Below are 19,139 nucleotides of genomic sequence, written 5' to 3'. Positions count from 1 at the left end.
TGGTTTCAACGTCCGTTCACCATTCCGATGAACCGTACCGCAACGGGACGGGGTGCAGGGTCGCGTCTGGACCGGGCCTTGCTGCACAAGGCCCCATGAGGACGCGCATGCCCGAAACGCTACAGGTCGAGATCATCAAGGCGGAGGCGATGGACGCTGTCGCTATCGCCCTGTGGCGCGACTGGACGGCGACCAACCCGTCTCTGCAAAGTCCGTATTTCCGGTGGGACTATACGCAGATCGCGGCGCGGGTCTGCCCCGGCGCCGCGGTTGCGGTCTTTCGGCGTGGCGGCAGGGTCGTCGGGTTCTTCCCGTTCCAGAAGCGCGGTGGATCGGTGCAGCCGCTGGGCGCGCCGATGAACGACTATCACGGCGTGATCGCCGCCGAAGGCGAGGTCATCACCCTGGAAGAGGTGGCGCATCTGCTGAAGGCGCGCCGGCTGAACGTGCCGGGATGGATCGGCGCCGGTGAGACGGGACAGGCGCGCGAGACCGTGCAGGTCGCCATGCCGGAAACGGGCTTCGACGCCTGGTACGCCGAGCGCCGATCGACCTACGGCAAATACTTCAAGGACAAGGAACGGGCGCGCCGCAGCCTGGAGAACGAACTGGGCCCTGTCCGTGTCGAACACGGCCTGCGGGATCCGGCCCTGCTGGATCATTTGATCGACCTGAAGGCGGCGCAGTACCGCCGGTCGGGGCTCCACGACATCTTCGCCTGCGGCTGGACCCGTGATCTGCTCCATGCCCTAATGGCGACGCCGGCGTCCGACTTCGGCGCGTCGATGGCGGCCATGTACGCGGGCGAGAAACTGGTGGCGGTCGAATTCTCTCTCCATGCGGGGCGTCACCACCATTTCTGGTTCCCGGTCTACGAGCCCAGTCTGGCGCGCTGTTCGCCCGGCATCCTGTTGAGCATGGACACGATGCGATTGTCGGCGGCCGACGGTTTCCGCGTCTTCGACTTCGGTTTCGAGGGCGAGAGCTACAAGAAGTATTTCGTCAACGCCCGGCAGACGGTGCGCGAGGCGGTGGTGATGCGGCCGGGCTTCGCCCAGGTTCTGGGTGAGGCGGCCGTCGGCGTGCTGGATCGGACCGGGACGCGCGGCGAGGCCTTGCGCGCGTCGCTGCGACGCCGCTGGTCCACCATCGAAGCCTGCGAGGCGTCGCCGGTCGGGCGACTGCGCGGCGCGGCCGTCGCCGTTCGCTCGGCCGTTCACAAGGCCGCCGCCCGCAAGAGGACGCCGGCGCGCGTCGCTCACGTCTAGGGTTGAACATGAGCGCCCGCCGCACCCGCTATCTCGGCCCCGTCGGGGAGGCCCAGATCCATCCGCACAGCCTGGTCGATCAGGGCTTCGCCGAGGATGCGGCTCTGGCCGCTGTGCTGGATCGCTATCCGCCCGAACTGTTCGACATCAACCTGTACGACTACGACGACGCGGGCCAGGTGTCCCTGCGGACGGGCGCGCGCGGTGGTCTGTCGGGCGATGAACTGCTGGAGGCGATCAAACAGGGCCGCCTCTGGGTGAATCTGCGCCGGGTCGAGATCGGCTGGCCCGAGCTGTGGCAGGCCGCGATGAAGGATTTCCGCGCGATCCAGGCGACCTATCCGGGTATGCGCGCCGTCCGCAATGCGGGCCAGTTGATCCTGTCGTCGCCGAAGGCGCGGGTGCCGTATCATTTCGACGCCGCCGGCGTGGTGCTGTTCCATCTGCGCGGTCGCAAACGGCTGTTCGTCTATCCGGGCGACGAGGCGCACCTGCCCGAGCACAATATGGAACAGGTCGTTGCCCGTCAGACGACCGAGGAACTGCCCTATACTCTGTCCTTTGAAAACGACGCTCAGGTCATGGATCTCGAGCCGGGCCGCGCCCTGACCTGGCCGCTGTACGCCCCGCACCGGGTCGAGAACCTCGACCGTTTCTGCGTCAGCCTGTCGATGGACTTCCAGACCTGGCCCTCGCGCTTTCGCAACGGGGCGCTGTTCACCAATGCGGTGCTCCGCAGCCTGGGTGGTCGGCCGCGCTTCACCGACCATATGACGACCCCTGAACTGGCGGCCCGCTGGGCCGCGTCCCTCGCGCTGAAGCGGGCGGGGGCGATGAAGAGCCGGATCGCGAGGTTCGAACGCGATTTCGAACCTCGGCTCGGCGTCGCGGACGGCGTGGGCGCGCTGGACGGCCCTGTTAATTCGAGTTCATGACCTCGAGTTAAAATGACTCCCGCCGGCCGAGCGCGCACCTTCCTCTCGTAATCGGGAAAGGGAAGGCCGCACATGAAGACCGCATTGATCGCCGCCGCCGGAGTCTCCGCACTGCTCGGATTGGCGGCCGCCGCGCCCGCCTCCGCCGGCGAGGTCGAGATCCGCAACGCCGTGGCGCGCGTGATCGTCATCGTCGAGGATCGTCAGGACATCGGCGTCGAGGTGACGCAAGGCCGTTCGCGCCTGCCCGCCATCCAGGTGCGCCGCAACGGCCGCGACGTCGAGATCGACGGCGGGCTTCGCCGCAACGGCTTCTGGGGGCGAAGCGACGGCATACGCAACTGCAACTCCGGCCGCGCCGACGCCGCCCAGCCGGGTCAGGGCGCCACCGTCGAGGTGCGGGATCTGGGTCGCATCCGTCTGGAGGACGCCCCCATGATCGTGGTGCGGACCCCCCGCAATGTGGACGTCAGCGCGGGCGGCGCCGTCTTCGGCTCCGTGGGACGCGGTGCGCGTTCCGTTGAACTCGACAGCGGCGGATGCGGGACCTGGACCATCGCCAATGTGGACGGCCCGCTCGAGTTGGGCGTCGGCGGGTCAGGGTCGGTTCGCGCCGGCACGTCCCGTTCGCTCGAAGCCAACGTCGGCGGATCGGGTTCGATCTCCGCCGGAGCGACCGGAAACCTCAAGACGGCGGTCGGTGGTTCCGGCAGCGTCGAGGTGGCCGGCGTCAACGGTCGCGGCGACGTGTCCATCGGCGGTTCCGGGGGCGTCAACATCCGGCAAGGCCGAATGGACAAGCTGTCGGTGGCTATCGGCGGCTCCGGCGACGTCCGTTTCGGCGGAACCACGCGAGACCTCAGCGTCGCCATCGCGGGATCGGGCGATGTCCGCGTCGCCGCCGCGACCGGCGCAGTTTCCCGTTCCATCGTCGGATCCGGAACGGTTCATATCGGGCGCTAAGACCCGTCTCTCGCCGCGAGAGGAAAGGCCCCCGGTCGTGGAACCCCGGGGGCCTTTTTGTGTCAGAAGCAAAGAAAAAGCCCCGGCGGATCGCTCCGCCGGGGCCTCTGCTTTCAGGAAAACCTGAAGGGCTTAGAAGGCGCCCAGGACGCTCGTGATCGACGAGACGTTCAGGCCGGCGCCGGCGCGGTCACGCGCTTGCAGACCGCCGCCGAAGCTGTAGCGCAGGCCCAGCGACCAGGTGTCGACGTCGATCGAGTCGACGTCGGCGCGGGTGTAGGAAGCGCCGACCGAGAACGGGGTGTTTTCGATTTCGTACTCGGCGCCCACGCCATAGGTCCAGGCGTCCACGTCGCCGCCGGTGACGTCGACGTTGTTGTAGCTGACGCCGGCGTTCAGGCGCAGGTTCGGCATGACGTAGAAGGCGGCGTCGCCGCCGACGGTCCAGATGTCGGCGTCGACATCGTCAGCCGTGGTGTAGGCGACCAGGCCGGTCAGGGTCGCGTTGGACAGGTACTTCTGGGCTTCGGCGCCGACGGTCCAGACGGGATCGTTGCCCGAACCGATGTCGTTGGCGGCGACGAAGGCGCCGGCGCGGACGTCTGCGGTCCACATCTTGGTCAGGTGGGCGGCGGCGACGCCGGTGACGTCTTCTTCACCAAAGGCCTTGGTGTAGTCGACGGCTCCGTTCAGGGTCACGGTCCAGTCGGCGGCCGGCAGGGCGACCGTGCCGTCCACGGTCCACACGTCGGCGTCAACGTCATTGCCTGCGACTTCGATCGAAGGGTTGGAGTAGGTCACGCCGACCGAGCCGATGGCGTCTTGGGCGAAGGCCGGAGCGGCGAACAGGGCGGCGGCGGCCGATGCGAGGAGGATCGTCTTCATTTTCTTTTGTCCTTAGCAGTCTTGACCCGGATGGGGGTCCGGGGAGGGCGGCTGCTATCAGGACGCGGCCAAGCTGAGCATTAAATCGCCGTTATATAAGTGTCTTGAAACTGCCATGTGGCCCATCGGCCACGCCTTGTGGCTGCAATGTGTCAGGGGTGCGCGTATCTCGAGGCAAAGGGTTAAGATCGAGCAATCACATAATCATATAAGCATATCCTTATGTGTATTGACGAAGCTGGGTTTATGCCGTTCTTTGCATCCGTCGTGGTCTCTGTGCGTCGTTTGGCGCCCAGAGCTAAGAGGGAAGCCGGTGTGAAACCGGCGCTGCCCCCGCAACTGTAAGCGGCGAGTTGAGGGTCCATCTCGTGTCACTGGCGTTCGCGCCGGGAAGGCCGGGCCCGAGGCGTCGACCCGTGAGCCAGGAGACCTGCCCCGACAGATAACGTCCTCCGGCGGGGTGCCCGGTCAGGCCGCATGCGCGCCGCCGGACCCTGCACGTCCGCGTCGGCGTCCGCGCGACCCTGTCCGAAACCTGGCCACAACACAGGTTTCGAACGTCATGACCCGCCACACCGTCCAGGTCGCCACCCTCGGCTTTCCCCGCATCGGCCCAAAGAGAGAGCTGAAGACCGCGCTAGAGGCCTACTGGGCCGGGAAGCTGGACTCCGAGGCCCTGCTGTCCACCGCCGCTGAGCTGCGCGGCCTGACCTGGGCGCGCCAGCGCGACCTGGGGGCGGACATCGTGCCGTCCAACGACTTCTCTCTTTATGATCAGGTGCTGGATCTGACCGCCATGGTCGGCGGCGTGCCGGCCGCCTATGGCTGGAGCGGGGAACGGGTCGATCTGGCCACCTATTTCGCCATGGCCCGCGGCTCGCGCGGCGACGACGAGGTCTGCGCACACGGCCATGTCCATGCGAGCGGCGAGGGGACGCCGGCGATGGAGATGACCAAATGGTTCGACACCAACTACCATTATCTCGCGCCGGAGTTCACCGCCGACCAGGTGTTCCGCCTCGGCTCTACCAAGGCGCTGGATGAATATCTGGAAGCCAAGTCCCAGGGCATCGAGACCCGGCCCGTGCTGCTGGGCCCGGTCAGCTATCTGCTGTTGGGCAAGACGCGGGGCGAGACGTTCGACGTGCTCAGCCTGCTGCCACGCCTGCTGCCGGTCTATGCGGAGGTGCTGCGGTCGTTGGCCCGCGCGGGCGCCACCTGGGTCCAGATGGACGAACCCTGCTTGGTCACCGACCTGAGCGACGAGGCGAAGGCCGCCTATGACCACGCCTACCGCGTGCTGACGGATGTGACGCCGCCGATCAAACTGATGCTGACCTCCTATTTCGGGGCCCTGGGCGATAATCTGGAGACGACGCTGCGCCTGCCGGTTCACGGCCTGCACATCGATCTGATCCGGGCGCCGGAGCAACTGGCGCAAGTCGCATCGGCGACGCGGGTCGATCAGGTGCTTTCGTTGGGCGTCATCGACGGCCGCAATGTCTGGAAGGCCGATCTCAACGCCGTGCTCGACAAGGTCGAGCCTTTGGTCGCTGCGGGACGTAAGGTGGTGATCGCCCCGTCCTGCTCCTTGCTGCACACGCCGATCGACTTGGAACGCGAGACTGCCCTCGATCCCGAGATCAAGGACTGGCTGGCCTTCGCTGTTCAGAAGGTGGCCGAACTGGCGACCCTGGCGCGGGCGTTGAACGAAGGACGCGCTGCGGTAAAGGCGGCGCTGGACGCCTCGACCGCTTCCGTCGCCTCGCGTCGCACCTCGCCCCGCATCAATGATCCGAAGGTTCAGGCTCGTGCGGCGGATGCCGACCCAGCCCTGGCCAGCCGGACTTCCAGCTTCGAAATCCGTCGCCAGGTCCAGCAGCGGCGTCTGAACCTGCCCGCCTATCCGACCACCACTATCGGCTCCTTCCCCCAGACGGCCGAAGTCCGCAAAGCCCGCGCCGACCACGGCAAGGGCGTCATCGACGATGCGGCCTATGCCGCCTTCCTGCGCGAGGAAACGGCGCGGACGGTGAAATGGCAGGAGGATCTGGGCCTGGACGTGCTGGTGCACGGCGAGTTCGAGCGCAACGACATGGTCCAGTATTTCGGGGAGCAACTGTCGGGTTTCGTCTTCACCAAGGCGGCCTGGGTGCAATCCTATGGCTCGCGCTGCGTTCGCCCGCCGATCATCTATGGCGACGTCTCGCGGCCCAAGGCCATGACGGTGGAATGGTGGCGCTACGCCCAATCCCTGACCGACCGTCCGATGAAAGGCATGTTGACCGGCCCGGTGACCATCCTGAACTGGTCTTTCGTGCGCGACGACCAGCCGCGCAACACGACCTGTCGTCAGATCGCCTTCGCCATCCGTGACGAGGTGACGGATCTGGAGACGGCCGGCGCCGCCGTGATCCAAATCGACGAGGCGGCCCTGCGCGAGGGCTTGCCCCTGCGCCGGGCGGATTGGGCGGACTACCTGGACTGGGCCGTCGAAAGCTTCCGCATCACGGCCTCGGGCGTCCGGGACGAGACCCAGATCCACACCCACATGTGCTACTCCGAGTTCAACGACATCATCCAGTCCATCGGGGCCATGGATGCGGACGTCATCTCCATCGAGACCTCGCGGTCCAGGATGGAGCTGCTCGACGCCTTCTCCGACTATCGCTATCCGGCCGAGATCGGACCGGGCGTCTATGACATCCACTCGCCGCGCGTGCCGTCGGTGGATGAGATGGCGGCCTTGTTGACGGCGGCGACGGGCAAGCTGCCGGCGGATCGGCTGTGGGTGAACCCGGACTGCGGCCTGAAGACCCGCGCTTGGCCGGAAACCAAGGCGGCGCTGGCCAATATGGTGTCGGCCGCCAAGGCCGCGCGTCTGGAGGCCATCGCGGCGTGAGCGTCACGCTTATAGATATGGTGTTCCCGGGGGATGCCAATCACCACGGGACATTGTTCGGGGGCGTCGGACTGGCGCACCTAGACAAGGTCGCCTTCCTGGCCGCTGCGCGTCATGCGCGGCGGCCGACCGTGACGGCCGGATGCGAACGGATCGACTTCGCCGCCCCCGCCCGGATCGGCGAGATGGTCGAGGCGAGGGGTCAGATTGTACGTGTGGGGCGCACCTCGATGGGTGTCGAGGTCGAGCTCTGGGCTGAGGCGCCGGTCAGCGGGGAGCGGCGGCTGTGCACGCGGGGCGTCTTCAACATGGTGGCGCCGCGAGAGGAAGGGCAGGGCGACCTGCCGCCTCTGATGGAGGGCACGCCTCGGGACGACGGCTGGCTGCGGGCGGTGGAGATGGTCTTCCCGACCTGGACCAATCACTACGGCACCCTCTACGGCGGCGACGCCCTGAAGCTGATGGGCAAGGCGGCCTTCGTCTGCGCCACACGCAAGGCCAGGGCCGTCATGGTCATGGCGGCGTCGAACCGCATCGATTTCTCTTCTCCCATAAGAGAAGGCGACATGATCGAGCTGGCGTCGCGCGCGACGCGGGTCGGCCGTTCCTCCGTCACTATAGAGGTTGAACTGTGGGCCGAGGGCCTGCTGACGGGCGACCGGCGGCGGTCTGCAGCGGCGGAGTTCGTCATGGTGGCGGTCGATGAAGCCGGGCGCCCCCGGGCGATTTCCGGGGCGTCGCCGGCGCTGGAACCCGCGTGACGAAATCCTGTCTCAGCCGGGGTTTGCGCGCTTGACGAAATCAGAATCGATAGGCATAAGCCACCACTCTTGTTGGACCGGCTGTGCAGTTCGCTGCAAACGCGGTCCGCAGGAACGACCTAAGTCACTGTTCTTTGCAGCTTCTTGGGATTTCAACGGCCTTCGCGGGCGACTGCGTGGGCCGATCGTTTTTGCGGATTTGCGTTCCCTGAGGGCTTTTTGCCCGAAGGCCTTCGGTCTTTGAAATGGTTCACAGGGACGCGGTCCTCCGACCGCATTGGAAGTAAGCACCGATATGGATCAAAGCATCCGCATCAGGCTCAAGGCCTTTGATCACCGCGTCCTCGATTTCTCGACGCGCGAGATCGTTAATACCGCCAAGCGCACCGGCGCGACCGTTCGCGGTCCGATTCCGCTGCCGACCCTGATCGAGAAGTTCACCGTGAACCGCTCGCCGCACGTCGATAAGAAGTCGCGTGAGCAGTTTGAAATCCGCACGCACAAACGCGTGCTCGACATCATCGACCCCACCCCGCAGACCGTGGACGCGCTCATGAAGCTCGACCTGTCCGCCGGTGTGGACGTCGAGATCAAGATTTAAAGTAGAAAGAGGCGGGATCCGATGCGCACGGGCGTGATCGCCAAGAAGCTGGGCATGACCCGCGTGTTCGCCGATGACGGCGCGCACGTACCGGTCACTGTGCTGCAGCTCGACGGCTGCCAGGTCGTCGGCCAACGTACCCAGGAGCGTGACGGTTACGTCGCTCTCCAGCTGGGCGCTGGCACGAAGAAGGCTAAGAACACCAACAAGGCTCAACGCGAGACCTTCGCCAAGGCGGAAGTCGAACCGAAAGCCTATGTGACCGAGTTCCGCGTCGATGCGGACGGTCTGCTGGACGTGGGCGCCGAACTGTCGGCTGAACACTTCCTGGTGGGCCAGAAGGTCGACATCCAGGGCGAGACCATCGGTAAGGGTTTCGCCGGCGCCATGAAGCGCTGGAACTTCGGCGGCCTTCGCGCCACCCACGGCGTTTCGGTCTCGCACCGTTCGCACGGTTCGACGGGTAACCGTCAGGACCCGGGTCGCACCTTCCCTGGCAAGAAGATGGCCGGTCACTACGGGACCGAAACCGTCACCACCCAGAACCTGACCGTCGTCCGCGTGGACGCCGAGCGTGGCCTGATCCTGATCAAGGGCGCTGTCCCTGGTCATGACGGCAGCTACGTCAAGGTTCGCGACGCCATCAAGAAGGCTCGCCCGGCTGACGCTCCGTTCCCCGGTGCGCTGAAGTCGAGCAAGTCTGCTGCTCAACCCGCCTCGACCCCGGCTGAAGAAGTCCCCGTCGAAGCGACCGAAGGCGGTGAAGCGTAATGAAACTCTCTGTCATCCAACTCGACGGCAAGGCCGCTGGCGACGTGGAGCTGTCGGACGCCGTCTTCGGCATCTCCGACATCCGCGGCGACATCTTGGCCCGCACCGTCAACTGGCAACTGGCCAAGCGCCGCGCCGGTACGCACAAGGTTCAAACCCGCAACGAGAATTCTCGTACGGGCAAGAAGATGTACAAGCAAAAGGGCACCGGCGGCGCTCGTCACGGTTCGCGCCGTGCACCGCAGTTTGTCGGCGGTTCGCGCGCCTTCGGTCCGGTCGTTCGCGACCACGGCTTCTCACTGCCGAAGAAAATCCGCGCGCTTGCTCTGCGTCACGCCCTGTCCTCCAAGGTGAAGTCGGGCGACCTGATCGTCGTCGACACCGTCTCGGTCAAGGAAGCCAAGACCGCCTCGCTGCGTGAGACGCTCGGCAAGCTGGGCTGGACCAAGGCTCTCATCATCGCGGGTCCGGAAGTCGACACGAACTTCGGCCTGGCCGCACGCAACATCCCGCACATCGACGTGCTGCCGAACGCCGGCCTGAACGTCTATGACATCCTGCGGGCTGACAAGCTGGTGCTGACCAAGGCCGCCATCGAGGCGATCGAAGCCCGCTTCAGCGATAAGGAAGCCGCGTAATGGCCGCTCAACCTACCGCCAAGCACTACGACACCATCCTGGCTCCGGTGATCACCGAAAAGGCCACGATCCTGTCCGAGCAGAACAAGGTCGTCTTCCGCGTCGCCGACACGGCGACCAAGGACGAGATCGCCGCGGCGGTCGAAAGCCTGTTCAAAGTCAACGTCCTGAAGGTCAACACCCTGGTTCAAAAGGGCAAGACCAAGCGCTTCCGGGGTATCCTGGGCCGTCGCGTGGACATCAAAAAAGCAATCGTGACCCTGGCCGACGGCCAGTCGATCGACGTGACCACGGGGCTCTGATCAGATGGCCTTGAAACATTACAATCCGACCTCGCCGGGCCGTCGCGCCCTCGTGCTGGTCGACCGTTCGGAGCTCCACAAGGGCCGTCCGGAAAAGTCGCTGACCGAAGGCCTGACCAAGTCGGGCGGACGCGGGCAGGGCGGTCGCATCGCGGTCCGCTTCCGCGGCGGCGGCGCCAAGACCCTGTACCGCAAGATCGACTTCAAGCGTCGCAAGTGGGACATGGTCGGCACGGTCGAGCGTCTGGAATACGATCCGAACCGCACGGCCTTCATCGCCCTCGTGACCTACGAAGACGGCGAGAAGACCTACATCATCGCGCCGCAACGCCTTAAGGCCGGCGACGTGGTGATCGCGGGCGAAAAGACCGACGTGAAGCCGGGCAACGCCATGCCGCTTCGTTCGATGCCGGTGGGTACGATCATCCACAACATCGAGATGAAGCCGGGCAAGGGCGCTCAGCTGGCCCGCTCGGCCGGCGCCTACGCCCAGCTGGTGGGTCGCGACCAGGGCTACGCCCAGATCCGCCTCGGCTCGGGCGAGCTGCGCATGGTTCTGGACGGCTGCATGGCCACTGTGGGCGCGGTTTCGAACCCCGACCACATGAACCAGAACCTCGGCAAGGCTGGTCGCAAGCGTCACATGGGCTTCCGCCCGCACGTCCGCGGCGTCGCCATGAACCCGATCGACCACCCGCACGGTGGTGGTGAAGGCCGGACCTCTGGTGGTCGCACCCCCGTCACGCCGTGGGGTAAGGACACCAAGGGCACCCGTACCCGCAAGAACAAGGCTACGGACAAGTACATCATCCGTACCCGCCACGTTAAGAAGGCTCGCTAAGAATGGCCCGCTCCTCCTGGAAAGGCCCGTTTGTCGACGGGTATCTGCTCAAGAAGGCCGACGCCGTTCAAACGTCGGGCCGCAAGGACGTGATCAAGACCTGGTCGCGCCGCTCCACCATCCTGCCGCAGTTCGTCGGTCTGACGTTCGGCGTCCATAACGGTCAGAAGCACGTGCCCGTGTCGGTCTCGGAAGAGATGGTCGGCATGAAGCTCGGCGAGTTCGCCCCGACCCGGAACTTCCCGGGTCACGCGGCGGACAAGAAGGCCAAAAGGAAGTAACTGATGGCCCAGACCAAGAACATTCGTCGGGTCGCCCCGACCGAGGCCCGCGCCAAGCTGGTCAACGTGCGCATCAGCCCGCAAAAGCTGAACCTGGTCGCCGCATCGATTCGCGGCATGCCGGTTCAGAAGGCGCTGAACGAGCTGGAATTCAGCCGTAAGCGTATCGCGACTGACGTCCGCAAGGTCCTGTATTCGGCGATCTCGAACGCTGAGAACAACCACAACCTCGACATCGACAACCTCGTCGTCGCCGAGGCCTTCGTGGGCAAGAACCTGGTGATGAAGCGTTTCGCGAGCCGTGCTCGTGGCCGTTCGTCGCGCATCCTGAAACCGTTCAGCGAGATCACCATCGTGGTCCGTGAAGCCGGCGAGGCCGCCTGATGGGTCAGAAAATCAATCCGATCGGTCTGCGCCTCGGCGTGAACCGTACGTGGGACAGCCGTTGGTTCGCCGCCGGCGCCGACTACTCCCGCCTGTTGCACCAGGACCTGAAGCTGCGCGAGTGGCTGCGGGAACGTCTGGCCGCCGCCGGCGTGTCGCGCATCATCATCGAGCGCCCTCACAAGAAGTGCCGCATCACCATCTACGCCGCCCGTCCGGGTGTCGTGATCGGTAAGAAGGGCGCTGACATCGAGAAGCTCCGCAAGGACATCTCGGCGCGCACCGAAGGTGAAGTTCACCTGAACATCATCGAAGTCCGCAAGCCGGAAACCGATGCGCAGCTGATCGCCGAGAACATCGCGCAGCAGCTGGAACGTCGTGTTGCATTCCGCCGCGCAATGAAGCGGTCGATGCAGTCGGCGATGCGGTTGGGCGCCAAGGGCATTCGGATGAATGTCTCGGGTCGTCTGGGCGGCGCCGAAATCGCGCGGATGGAATGGTATCGCGAAGGTCGCGTGCCGCTTCACACCCTGCGGGCCGATATCGACTATGGCTTCTACGAAGCCAAGACGACCTACGGCATCATCGGCGTGAAGGTCTGGGTGTTTAAGGGTGAAGTGCTCGAGCACGATCCGATGGCCCAGGACAAGCGTTGGGCCCAGGAAGCGTCGGGTCCGTCCTCGAACGAAGGCCGCGAACGCGGCGGCCCCCGTGGCGACCGCGGTCCGCGTCGCGACCGGGGACGTGAGAACTAAGTCATGTTGCAACCGAAGAAGACCAAGTACCGCAAGGCCTTCAAGGGCCGCATCCACGGCTCGGCCAAGGGCGGCTTCTCGCTGAACTTCGGGTCGTACGGCCTGAAGACGCTGGAGCCGGAACGCATCACGGCGCGTCAGATCGAAGCGGCTCGCCGCGCGATCACCCGCCAGATGAAGCGCCAGGGCCGCGTCTGGATCCGCGTCTTCCCCGACCTGCCCGTCACGGGCAAGCCGGCCGAAGTCCGGATGGGTAAGGGCAAGGGCGCCGTGGACCACTGGGCCGCGCGCTGCCACCCGGGCCGCATCCTGTTTGAAATCGACGGTGTCACGGACGAAGTCGCCCGTGAAGCCCTCCGTCTCGGCGCCGCCAAGCTGCCGGTCCGCACCAAGGTCGTGACCCGCATCGACGCCGGCATCGCCCATGTCGAGGTAGCCGCCTAATGACCAAGATCGCCGATCTGCGGTCGCAAACGACCGACCAACTGTCCGACGAGCTGCTGAAGCTCAAGAAGGAACAGTTCAACCTGCGCTTCCAGGCGGCCACCGGCCAAATGGAAAAGACTCACCGCGTTGGTGAAGTCCGCAAAGACATCGCCCGCATCTCGACGCTTCTGCGCGAGAAGCGTGCGGCCTCGTAAGGAAACGAATATGCCCAAGCGAATTCTTGAAGGCGTGGTCGTGTCCGACAAGGGCGACAAGACCGTCGTCGTGAAGGTGGAGCGCACGCTGCTGCACCCGGTTCTGAAGAAGATCGTTCGTCTTTCGAAGAAGTATCACGCCCACGACGAAGCCAACGCGCTCAAAGTCGGCGACATTGCTCGCATCGTCGAGTGCGCCCCGAAGTCCAAGTTGAAGCGCTGGGAAGTCCTTTCCAACGCCTCCGCCTCGTAATCAGAAGGATCTGATCTTATGATCCAGATGCAAACTAACCTGGAAGTGGCCGATAATTCGGGCGCCCGCCGGGTCATGTGCATCAAGGTGTTGGGCGGCTCCAAGCGCCGCTACGCCTCGATCGGCGACACAATCGTCGCCTCCGTGAAGGAAGCCATCCCGCGTGGCCGCGTGAAGAAGGGCGACGTTGTTCGCGCCATCGTCGTGCGCACCGCCAAGGACATCCAACGCAAGGACGGCTCGGTCATTCGTTTTGACAAGTCGGCCGCCGTCATCGTCAACAAGCAGAACGAGCCTGTCGGCACGCGGATCTTCGGCCCGGTTCCCCGCGAACTGCGCGCCAAGAACCACATGAAGATCATCTCGCTGGCTCCGGAGGTCCTGTAACATGGCCGCCAAGATCAAGAAGGGCGACCGCGTCGTCGTCCTCACCGGCAAGGACAAGGGCCGCACGGGCAACGTGCTGAAGGTCCTGCCTACCGAAAACCGCGTCCTCGTCGAAGGCGTCAACATGGTTCAGCGCCACACGCGCCCGAGCCAGGCTGACCCGCAGGGCGGCATCAAGAACAAGGAAGCCTCGCTTCACCTGTCGAACGTCGCGATCGCCGACGCCAACGGCAAGGCGACCCGCGTCGGCTTCAAGATCGATGGGGACACCAAGGTCCGCATCGCCAAGACGACGGGAGACGTCATCTGATGGCTACCGAGAAGTACACTCCGCGCCTCAAGGGCGAGTACCAGGCGCGTATCCGCCAGGTGCTGAAGGAAAAGTTCGGCTACACGAACGAAATGCAGGTGCCCAAGCTGGACAAGATCGTCCTGAACATGGGCATCGGCGAAGCCGTTGCTGACTCCAAGAAGGCGAACGCCGCCCTCAAGGATCTGACGGCCATCGCCGGTCAGAAGGCCGTCGCCACCAAGGCCCGTAACTCCATCGCCGGCTTCAAGCTGCGTGAAGGCATGGTCATCGGCGGCAAGGTCACCCTGCGCGGCGACCAGATGTACGAGTTCCTGGACCGGTTCATCACGATCGCGCTGCCGCGCGTGAAGGATTTCCGTGGTCTGAAGGGCACGTCGTTTGACGGTCGCGGCAACTACGCCACCGGTCTGAAGGAACACATCGTGTTCCCGGAAATCAACTACGACCAGATCGACCAGATGTGGGGCATGGACATTGTCGTCTGCACCACGGCCAAGACCGATGAGGAAGCCAAGGCTCTCCTCACCGAGTTCAAGTTCCCGTTCGTGAAGAACTGAGCGGGAAGGGAAGAGAACAATGGCTAAGAAGAGCGCCGTAAACCGCAACGAAGCCGTCAAGGCCCTGGTTGCGAAGTATGCCGCGAAGCGGGCCGCCCTGAAGGCGACCGCCAACGATGAAAACCTGCCGCTTGAGGAGCGTTTCGACGCGCGCCTGAAGCTGGCTGAACTGCCGCGCAACTCCGCGCCGACCCGTATTCGCAACCGTTGCGAAGTCACCGGTCGTCCGCGTGCGTTCTATCGCAAGCTCAAGATGAGCCGGATTGCGCTGCGTGAACTCGGCAACCAGGGCCAGATCCCTGGCCTGACCAAGTCCAGCTGGTAAGGGGAGCGAACAGACATGATGATCAACGATCCCCTGAGCGACATGATCGCTCGCATCAAGAACGCGGCGACTCGCAAGCGTTCCAAGGTGCTGACCCCCGCTTCCCGTCTGCGTCAGCGCGTCCTCGACGTGCTGCAGGACGAAGGCTACATCCGCGGCTACAACCTGGTTCAGAACCCGGGTGAGTTTCCGCAGTTCGAGATCGAGCTGAAGTACTTCGACGGTCAGCCCGTCATCGCCGAGATCGCACGCGTGTCCAAGCCGGGCCGCCGCGTCTATTCGGCGATCGGCGATCTGAAGCCGGTCAAGAACGGCCTCGGCATCTCGATCCTTTCGACTTCGAAGGGCGTCATGTCCGACGCCGCCGCTCGCGACGCTAACGTCGGCGGCGAAGTCCTCTGCAGGGTCTACTGATATGTCCCGTATTGGCAAGAAAACCATCGCTGTGCCGAAGGGCGTGACTGTCACGCTCAACGGTCAGACCGTCTCCGTGAAGGGCCCCAAGGGCGAGAGCTCCTGGACCGTCGCCGAGGAAATCGAAGTCACGCAAGAAGGCGACGAGCTGTCGCTGGGCCTGCGCACGGACACGCAACGCGGTCGCGCGATGTGGGGCCTGTCGCGCACCCTGGTCGACAACATGGTCACCGGCGTCACCACCGGCTTCGAGAAGTCGCTTGAGCTGGTCGGCGTGGGTTACCGCGCCGCGATGAAGGGCAACGCCCTGTCGCTGCAGCTCGGCTTCTCGCACGAAGTCGACATCGATCCGCCGGCCGGCGTCAGCTTCGCGGTTCCGAAGCAAACCGAGATCAAGATCCTCGGTTCGGACAAGCAAGCCGTTGGTCAGATCGCCGCGGTCATCCGCAAGCTGCGTCCGCCTGAGCCCTACAAGGGCAAGGGCGTCCGTTACGCGGGCGAAAAGGTCCGTCGCAAGGAAGGCAAGAAGAAGTAAGTCATGGCTCTTTCTCTTCGACAACAAGCCAAGCGCCGCTCGGAGCGCACCCGTCGCCGCCTGAAGGCCGTCGCCAACGGCCGTCTGCGCCTGTCGGTGTACCGTTCGGACAAGAACATCTCGGCCCAGATCATCGACGACGCCCAAGGCGTGACCGTCGCGTCGGCCTCGTCGCTGGAAGGCGGCAAGGGCAAGCGCGGTTCGGACACGGCTGCGGCCGCCGCAATCGGCAAGCTGATCGCCGAACGCGCCATCGAGAAGGGCGTCAAGGACGTCGTCTTCGACCGTGGCGAGTACATCTATCACGGCCGGGTCAAGGCGCTGGCGGAAGCCGCGCGCGAAGCCGGCCTGAACTTCTAAGGGACGCGAAGCATGGCGCATCAACCCCAGCGCGGCGGCGGCGGCAACGATCGCAACCGTCGTGACAACCGCAACGGTCCCGCTGTCGATGGTCCGGATTCCGACATCGTCGAGAAGCTGGTCCACATCAACCGCGTCGCCGCCACCGTCAAAGGCGGTCGCCGGTTCTCGTTCGCAGCCCTGATGGTCGTCGGCGACGGCAAGGGCCGCGTCGGCTTCGGTCACGGCAAGGCGCGCGAAGTGCCGGAAGCCATCCGCAAGGCGACCGAAGAAGCCAAGAAGACGATGATCCGCGTTCCGCTGCGCGAGAACCGCACCCTGCACCACGACGGCAACGGTCGTTGGGGCGCCGGCAAGATCATGATGCGCGCCGCCCCTCCCGGGACCGGCGTCATCGCGGGCGGTCCGATGCGCGCCGTGCTCGAAACCCTCGGCGTCCAGGACGTCGTGGGCAAGTCGACCGGCTCGTCGAACCCCTACAACATGATCCGCGCGACGTTCGAAGCGCTGAAGGTCCAGTCCTCGCCCCGTCAAGTCGCGTCCAAGCGCGGCAAGAAGGTCGCGGATCTGATGGGCCGTCGCAACGACGGCGCCTCGGCGCCCGAAGCTGTGGAGTCCTAATCATGGCCGAGCAAAAGACCGTCACCGTCAAGCAGACCGGTTCGCCGATCCGCCGCAAGAACGACCAGCGCGCCACCCTGGTGGGCCTGGGTCTGAACCGCCTGGGTCGTGAATCGACCCTGGAAGACACGCCTTCGGTTCGTGGGATGATCGCCAAGGTCGCCCACCTGACCGAGATCGTCGAAAAGTAAGCCGTTTCGCCCTCTCCCGAACCCGGGGGAGGGCGTTTCTGCACTTGCGAATACCCGAGGGGCCGCCTAGAAGCGGCCCTTCATTTTTTCACCGCCGAGTCCGGACGATTGTCCGGGCGCTAGCACCCGAAAGGATCAGGCATATGAAACTGAACGAAATCCGCGACAACGAAGGCGCGCACAAGAAGCGCATGCGTGTCGGCCGTGGCCCCGGTTCGGGCAAGGGCAAGACCTCGGGCCGCGGCGTCAAGGGTCAGAAGTCGCGTACCGGCGTCAGCCTGCTGGGCTTCGAAGGCGGCCAGATGCCGCTGTACATGCGTATGCCCAAGCGCGGCTTCAACAACCCGAACGCCCTGAAGCTGGCCGAAGTGAACCTGTGGCGCCTGCAAGACGCCATCGACGCCGGCAAGCTGGACGCCAAGTCGGAACTGAAGGGCGACGCCCTGGTCGCCGCCGGCGTGATCCGTCGCGTCAAGGACGGCGTGCGTCTGCTGGGCACCGGTGAAGTCAAGCAAGCCCTGAACCTGGTCGTCTGGTCGGCCACCGCCGGCGCCAAGAAGGCCATCGAAGCCGCTGGCGGCACCGTGCTGGAACAACGTATCGAAGCCGAAGCCAAGGCCGCTGCGCGCGTCGAGAAGCGCAACGCCGCCAAGGGCAAGGCTCCGGCTCCGAAGGCCCCGCGCGGCGACGAGAACAAGATCTCGGCCCGCACCAAGCGCGCCGCCGCCAAGGCCTAAGCAACGCGTCGTCGCGGCTGGACTAGGCCGTGGCCTGATTACACCTGCGACGACGAAACAACGGAAGCGGCCCTCGCATGAGGGCCGCTTTCCGCCTATCTGACGACTCAGTCAGTCGTGGGGACGCATAATGGCTTCGGCCGCAGAACAACTCGCCGCCAATATGAACATGGGCTCGTTCGCGAAAGCGACCGAGCTGCACAAGCGCCTGCTGTTCACGCTGGGCGCCTTGCTGGTTTATCGCATCGGCACCTATGTGCCGATCCCGGGCATCAATTCGCAGGCCTTCCTGCAGTTCTTCCAAGACCCGTCGGGTCAGCGCGGCATCCTGGACATGTTCAACATGTTCTCGGGCGGCGCGGTCGAGCGGATGGCCATCTTCGCGCTGAACGTCGCGCCCTATATCTCGGCGTCGATCATCGTGCAGCTGATGGGCACCGTGTATCCGCCCTGGGAGAAGCTGAAGAAGGAAGGCGGCGAGAGCGGCCGCAAGCAGCTGAACCAGTACACCCGCTATCTGACGGTGTTCCTGGCCCTGGCCCAGTCGCTGGGCATCGCGGCGGGCCTGAACGCCCAGCCGGGTCTGGTCGACAATCCGGGGATCTTCTTCCTGGTCTCGACCGTCGTGACCCTGACGGGCGGCACCATGTTCCTGATGTGGCTGGGTGAGCAGGTGACGGCGCGCGGCGTCGGCAACGGCATCTCGCTGATCATCTTCGCCGGCATCGTGGCGGTTCTGCCGTCCACCATCGCCCGGATGCTGGGCCTAGCCCAGCAGGGTCAGATGTCCGCCTTCGCCCTGTTCTTCATCGCCGTTCTGGCCGTGGCGACCGTGGTCTTCATCGTCTTCATGGAACGGGCCCAGCGTCGTCTGCTGATCCAGTATCCGAAGCGCCAGGAAGGCAACCGCATGGCCGGGGGCGAACGTTCGTTCCTGCCGCTCAAGGTGAACACCGCCGGGGTCATCCCGCCGATCTTCGCCTCGTCGCTGCTGATGCTGCCGACGACGGTGGCCAGCCTGACCGCCAATGCGGACCTGCCCGGCTATCTGAGCTGGCTGCCGCTGTTGACGGCGCAGCTGACCCACGGGCAGCCGCTGTTCATGGCCCTGTATGCGGCCCTGATCATCTTCTTCTGCTTCTTCTACACCTCGATCACCTTCAACCCGGAGGACACGGCCGAGAACCTGCGGAAATACGGCGGCTTCCTTCCGGGCATCCGTCCGGGCAAGCGCACGGCCGAGTATCTGGACTATGTCCTGACCCGTCTGACGGTGATCGGCGCGGCCTATATCACCGCCGTCTGCCTGCTGCCCGAGTTCATGGTCGCCCAGATGGGCAACAGCCTGTACTTCGGCGGAACGTCTATCTTGATCGTGGTGTCGGTGACGATGGACACTGTGGCCCAGATCCAGTCCCAACTGCTGGCGCACCAGTACGAGGGCCTGATCAAGAAGGCCAAGCTGCGCGGTCGCGGCGGTCGTGGCGCGCCCACGCCCGTTCGTCGCTAAGTCCAAGA

Annotated in this window: 28 protein-coding genes and 1 riboswitch; of the genes, 27 read left to right on the top strand and 1 reads right to left on the bottom strand. The window is 64.9% G+C overall.

Annotated features, from left to right (window positions below; all coding sequences use genetic code 11):
• Positions 1-107 precede the first annotated feature (107 nt).
• The 3 genes from ACW17X_RS05800 (at position 108) to ACW17X_RS05790 (ending at position 3,166) form a co-directional block, all read left to right on the top strand.
• On the top strand, positions 108-1,268 hold the full coding sequence (locus ACW17X_RS05800) for a GNAT family N-acetyltransferase (RefSeq protein WP_492100052.1): 1,161 nt from the start codon (positions 108-110) through the stop codon (positions 1,266-1,268).
• A gap of 8 nt (positions 1,269-1,276) precedes the next feature.
• On the top strand, positions 1,277-2,203 hold the full coding sequence (locus ACW17X_RS05795) for a transcriptional regulator (RefSeq protein WP_492100051.1): 927 nt from the start codon (positions 1,277-1,279) through the stop codon (positions 2,201-2,203).
• Positions 2,204-2,275: 72 nt separating this feature from the next.
• Entirely contained in the window at positions 2,276-3,166 is an 891-nt protein-coding gene (locus tag ACW17X_RS05790) for a head GIN domain-containing protein (RefSeq protein ID WP_492100050.1), read from the top strand.
• 132 nt (positions 3,167-3,298) lie between these two features.
• Here ACW17X_RS05790 and ACW17X_RS05785 read toward each other — a convergent pair whose 3' ends face one another.
• Positions 3,299-4,051 (bottom strand): porin, encoded by a 753-nt coding sequence (locus tag ACW17X_RS05785; RefSeq protein ID WP_492100049.1) that lies wholly within the window; start codon positions 4,049-4,051, stop codon positions 3,299-3,301.
• A gap of 251 nt (positions 4,052-4,302) precedes the next feature.
• Positions 4,303-4,503: riboswitch (cobalamin riboswitch) on the top strand.
• A 110-nt stretch (positions 4,504-4,613) separates the two neighbouring features.
• On the opposite strand from ACW17X_RS05785, the gene metE reads away from it, so the two are divergent.
• The 24 genes from metE (at position 4,614) to secY (ending at position 19,131) form a co-directional block, all read left to right on the top strand.
• Positions 4,614-6,953: a 5-methyltetrahydropteroyltriglutamate--homocysteine S-methyltransferase gene (metE, locus tag ACW17X_RS05780; RefSeq protein WP_492100048.1), complete on the top strand. Its 2,340-nt coding sequence runs from the start codon at positions 4,614-4,616 to the stop codon at positions 6,951-6,953.
• Positions 6,950-7,714, top strand: a complete 765-nt coding sequence (locus tag ACW17X_RS05775) for an acyl-CoA thioesterase (protein WP_492100047.1) — start codon at positions 6,950-6,952, stop codon at positions 7,712-7,714. Before metE ends, ACW17X_RS05775 begins: the two co-directional genes overlap by 4 nt.
• A gap of 295 nt (positions 7,715-8,009) precedes the next feature.
• Entirely contained in the window at positions 8,010-8,315 is a 306-nt protein-coding gene (gene rpsJ / locus ACW17X_RS05770; RefSeq protein ID WP_105563630.1) for a 30S ribosomal protein S10, read from the top strand.
• Between the two features lie 21 nt (positions 8,316-8,336).
• Positions 8,337-9,086 carry a 50S ribosomal protein L3 gene (rplC, locus tag ACW17X_RS05765; RefSeq protein WP_409718696.1) on the top strand — a complete coding sequence of 250 codons (750 nt, stop codon included), beginning with the start codon at positions 8,337-8,339 and terminating at the stop codon, positions 9,084-9,086.
• Positions 9,086-9,724, top strand: coding sequence for a 50S ribosomal protein L4 (rplD, locus tag ACW17X_RS05760; protein ID WP_271164726.1), 639 nt, complete (start codon positions 9,086-9,088; stop codon positions 9,722-9,724). The genes rplC and rplD overlap by 1 nt, the downstream gene beginning before the upstream one ends.
• On the top strand, positions 9,724-10,026 hold the full coding sequence (locus ACW17X_RS05755; RefSeq protein ID WP_008260292.1) for a 50S ribosomal protein L23: 303 nt from the start codon (positions 9,724-9,726) through the stop codon (positions 10,024-10,026). The genes rplD and ACW17X_RS05755 overlap by 1 nt, the downstream gene beginning before the upstream one ends.
• 4 nt (positions 10,027-10,030) lie before the next feature.
• Entirely contained in the window at positions 10,031-10,867 is an 837-nt protein-coding gene (gene rplB, locus ACW17X_RS05750) for a 50S ribosomal protein L2 (RefSeq protein WP_267516094.1), read from the top strand.
• A gap of 2 nt (positions 10,868-10,869) precedes the next feature.
• On the top strand, positions 10,870-11,148 hold the full coding sequence (rpsS, locus tag ACW17X_RS05745; protein ID WP_008262211.1) for a 30S ribosomal protein S19: 279 nt from the start codon (positions 10,870-10,872) through the stop codon (positions 11,146-11,148).
• 3 nt (positions 11,149-11,151) lie between these two features.
• Positions 11,152-11,532: a 50S ribosomal protein L22 gene (gene rplV / locus ACW17X_RS05740; RefSeq protein WP_008262904.1), complete on the top strand. Its 381-nt coding sequence runs from the start codon at positions 11,152-11,154 to the stop codon at positions 11,530-11,532.
• Positions 11,532-12,287 carry a 30S ribosomal protein S3 gene (rpsC, locus tag ACW17X_RS05735; RefSeq protein ID WP_183194940.1) on the top strand — a complete coding sequence of 252 codons (756 nt, stop codon included), beginning with the start codon at positions 11,532-11,534 and terminating at the stop codon, positions 12,285-12,287. Before rplV ends, rpsC begins: the two co-directional genes overlap by 1 nt.
• Before the next feature lie 3 nt (positions 12,288-12,290).
• Positions 12,291-12,731 carry a 50S ribosomal protein L16 gene (gene rplP, locus ACW17X_RS05730; RefSeq protein WP_267516103.1) on the top strand — a complete coding sequence of 147 codons (441 nt, stop codon included), beginning with the start codon at positions 12,291-12,293 and terminating at the stop codon, positions 12,729-12,731.
• The gene (rpmC, locus tag ACW17X_RS05725) at positions 12,731-12,928 is read left to right on the top strand and encodes a 50S ribosomal protein L29 (RefSeq protein WP_008263673.1); all 198 of its coding nucleotides are present in this window, start codon (positions 12,731-12,733) and stop codon (positions 12,926-12,928) included. The genes rplP and rpmC overlap by 1 nt, the downstream gene beginning before the upstream one ends.
• A gap of 10 nt (positions 12,929-12,938) precedes the next feature.
• Positions 12,939-13,181 (top strand): 30S ribosomal protein S17, encoded by a 243-nt coding sequence (rpsQ, locus tag ACW17X_RS05720; RefSeq protein ID WP_267516110.1) that lies wholly within the window; start codon positions 12,939-12,941, stop codon positions 13,179-13,181.
• Positions 13,182-13,199: 18 nt separating this feature from the next.
• A complete protein-coding gene (gene rplN, locus ACW17X_RS05715; RefSeq protein WP_003164378.1) occupies positions 13,200-13,568 on the top strand; it encodes a 50S ribosomal protein L14 in 369 nt (122 codons plus the stop codon).
• 1 nt (position 13,569) lies between these two features.
• Positions 13,570-13,878: a 50S ribosomal protein L24 gene (rplX, locus tag ACW17X_RS05710; RefSeq protein WP_008263379.1), complete on the top strand. Its 309-nt coding sequence runs from the start codon at positions 13,570-13,572 to the stop codon at positions 13,876-13,878.
• Positions 13,878-14,438 (top strand): 50S ribosomal protein L5, encoded by a 561-nt coding sequence (rplE, locus tag ACW17X_RS05705; protein WP_154726240.1) that lies wholly within the window; start codon positions 13,878-13,880, stop codon positions 14,436-14,438. Before rplX ends, rplE begins: the two co-directional genes overlap by 1 nt.
• Positions 14,439-14,457: 19 nt before the next feature.
• Complete coding sequence (gene rpsN, locus ACW17X_RS05700; RefSeq protein WP_008259854.1) at positions 14,458-14,763, top strand: 30S ribosomal protein S14; 306 nt, start codon at positions 14,458-14,460, stop codon at positions 14,761-14,763.
• Between the two features lie 15 nt (positions 14,764-14,778).
• On the top strand, positions 14,779-15,177 hold the full coding sequence (gene rpsH, locus ACW17X_RS05695; RefSeq protein ID WP_054765468.1) for a 30S ribosomal protein S8: 399 nt from the start codon (positions 14,779-14,781) through the stop codon (positions 15,175-15,177).
• Position 15,178: 1 nt separating this feature from the next.
• On the top strand, positions 15,179-15,712 hold the full coding sequence (gene rplF, locus ACW17X_RS05690; RefSeq protein WP_492086520.1) for a 50S ribosomal protein L6: 534 nt from the start codon (positions 15,179-15,181) through the stop codon (positions 15,710-15,712).
• Between the two features lie 3 nt (positions 15,713-15,715).
• Positions 15,716-16,072 carry a 50S ribosomal protein L18 gene (gene rplR, locus ACW17X_RS05685; protein ID WP_154726238.1) on the top strand — a complete coding sequence of 119 codons (357 nt, stop codon included), beginning with the start codon at positions 15,716-15,718 and terminating at the stop codon, positions 16,070-16,072.
• Between the two features lie 12 nt (positions 16,073-16,084).
• Positions 16,085-16,693, top strand: a complete 609-nt coding sequence (gene rpsE / locus ACW17X_RS05680) for a 30S ribosomal protein S5 (RefSeq protein WP_008262674.1) — start codon at positions 16,085-16,087, stop codon at positions 16,691-16,693.
• A gap of 2 nt (positions 16,694-16,695) precedes the next feature.
• Positions 16,696-16,884 carry a 50S ribosomal protein L30 gene (gene rpmD, locus ACW17X_RS05675; RefSeq protein WP_183194946.1) on the top strand — a complete coding sequence of 63 codons (189 nt, stop codon included), beginning with the start codon at positions 16,696-16,698 and terminating at the stop codon, positions 16,882-16,884.
• A 143-nt stretch (positions 16,885-17,027) separates the two neighbouring features.
• The gene (gene rplO, locus ACW17X_RS05670; RefSeq protein WP_008260404.1) at positions 17,028-17,621 is read left to right on the top strand and encodes a 50S ribosomal protein L15; all 594 of its coding nucleotides are present in this window, start codon (positions 17,028-17,030) and stop codon (positions 17,619-17,621) included.
• A 130-nt stretch (positions 17,622-17,751) separates the two neighbouring features.
• The gene (gene secY, locus ACW17X_RS05665) at positions 17,752-19,131 is read left to right on the top strand and encodes a preprotein translocase subunit SecY (protein WP_492100046.1); all 1,380 of its coding nucleotides are present in this window, start codon (positions 17,752-17,754) and stop codon (positions 19,129-19,131) included.
• Positions 19,132-19,139: the final 8 nt, after the last annotated feature.

The organism is Brevundimonas sp. FV1ye4L (genome assembly GCF_058681255.1).
Note: the sequence above shows the minus strand (reverse complement) of the source record. Positions and strands in the feature narration are given on the sequence as shown.

Bases quoted from the DNA above. Each gene is read 5' to 3' on its own strand.
- ACW17X_RS05800 (WP_492100052.1), top strand. From the start codon at position 108: ATGCCCGAAACGCTACAGGTCGAGATCATCAAGGCGGAGGCGATGGAC.
- ACW17X_RS05795 (WP_492100051.1), top strand. From the start codon at position 1,277: ATGAGCGCCCGCCGCACCCGCTATCTCGGCCCCGTCGGGGAGGCCCAG.
- ACW17X_RS05790 (WP_492100050.1), top strand. From the start codon at position 2,276: ATGAAGACCGCATTGATCGCCGCCGCCGGAGTCTCCGCACTGCTCGGA.
- ACW17X_RS05785 (WP_492100049.1), bottom strand. From the start codon at position 4,051: ATGAAGACGATCCTCCTCGCATCGGCCGCCGCCGCCCTGTTCGCCGCT.
- metE (WP_492100048.1), top strand. From the start codon at position 4,614: ATGACCCGCCACACCGTCCAGGTCGCCACCCTCGGCTTTCCCCGCATC.
- rpsJ (WP_105563630.1), top strand. From the start codon at position 8,010: ATGGATCAAAGCATCCGCATCAGGCTCAAGGCCTTTGATCACCGCGTC.
- rplC (WP_409718696.1), top strand. From the start codon at position 8,337: ATGCGCACGGGCGTGATCGCCAAGAAGCTGGGCATGACCCGCGTGTTC.
- rplD (WP_271164726.1), top strand. From the start codon at position 9,086: ATGAAACTCTCTGTCATCCAACTCGACGGCAAGGCCGCTGGCGACGTG.
- ACW17X_RS05755 (WP_008260292.1), top strand. From the start codon at position 9,724: ATGGCCGCTCAACCTACCGCCAAGCACTACGACACCATCCTGGCTCCG.
- rplB (WP_267516094.1), top strand. From the start codon at position 10,031: ATGGCCTTGAAACATTACAATCCGACCTCGCCGGGCCGTCGCGCCCTC.
- rpsS (WP_008262211.1), top strand. From the start codon at position 10,870: ATGGCCCGCTCCTCCTGGAAAGGCCCGTTTGTCGACGGGTATCTGCTC.
- rplV (WP_008262904.1), top strand. From the start codon at position 11,152: ATGGCCCAGACCAAGAACATTCGTCGGGTCGCCCCGACCGAGGCCCGC.
- rpsC (WP_183194940.1), top strand. From the start codon at position 11,532: ATGGGTCAGAAAATCAATCCGATCGGTCTGCGCCTCGGCGTGAACCGT.
- rplP (WP_267516103.1), top strand. From the start codon at position 12,291: ATGTTGCAACCGAAGAAGACCAAGTACCGCAAGGCCTTCAAGGGCCGC.
- rpmC (WP_008263673.1), top strand. From the start codon at position 12,731: ATGACCAAGATCGCCGATCTGCGGTCGCAAACGACCGACCAACTGTCC.
- rpsQ (WP_267516110.1), top strand. From the start codon at position 12,939: ATGCCCAAGCGAATTCTTGAAGGCGTGGTCGTGTCCGACAAGGGCGAC.
- rplN (WP_003164378.1), top strand. From the start codon at position 13,200: ATGATCCAGATGCAAACTAACCTGGAAGTGGCCGATAATTCGGGCGCC.
- rplX (WP_008263379.1), top strand. From the start codon at position 13,570: ATGGCCGCCAAGATCAAGAAGGGCGACCGCGTCGTCGTCCTCACCGGC.
- rplE (WP_154726240.1), top strand. From the start codon at position 13,878: ATGGCTACCGAGAAGTACACTCCGCGCCTCAAGGGCGAGTACCAGGCG.
- rpsN (WP_008259854.1), top strand. From the start codon at position 14,458: ATGGCTAAGAAGAGCGCCGTAAACCGCAACGAAGCCGTCAAGGCCCTG.
- rpsH (WP_054765468.1), top strand. From the start codon at position 14,779: ATGATGATCAACGATCCCCTGAGCGACATGATCGCTCGCATCAAGAAC.
- rplF (WP_492086520.1), top strand. From the start codon at position 15,179: ATGTCCCGTATTGGCAAGAAAACCATCGCTGTGCCGAAGGGCGTGACT.
- rplR (WP_154726238.1), top strand. From the start codon at position 15,716: ATGGCTCTTTCTCTTCGACAACAAGCCAAGCGCCGCTCGGAGCGCACC.
- rpsE (WP_008262674.1), top strand. From the start codon at position 16,085: ATGGCGCATCAACCCCAGCGCGGCGGCGGCGGCAACGATCGCAACCGT.
- rpmD (WP_183194946.1), top strand. From the start codon at position 16,696: ATGGCCGAGCAAAAGACCGTCACCGTCAAGCAGACCGGTTCGCCGATC.
- rplO (WP_008260404.1), top strand. From the start codon at position 17,028: ATGAAACTGAACGAAATCCGCGACAACGAAGGCGCGCACAAGAAGCGC.
- secY (WP_492100046.1), top strand. From the start codon at position 17,752: ATGGCTTCGGCCGCAGAACAACTCGCCGCCAATATGAACATGGGCTCG.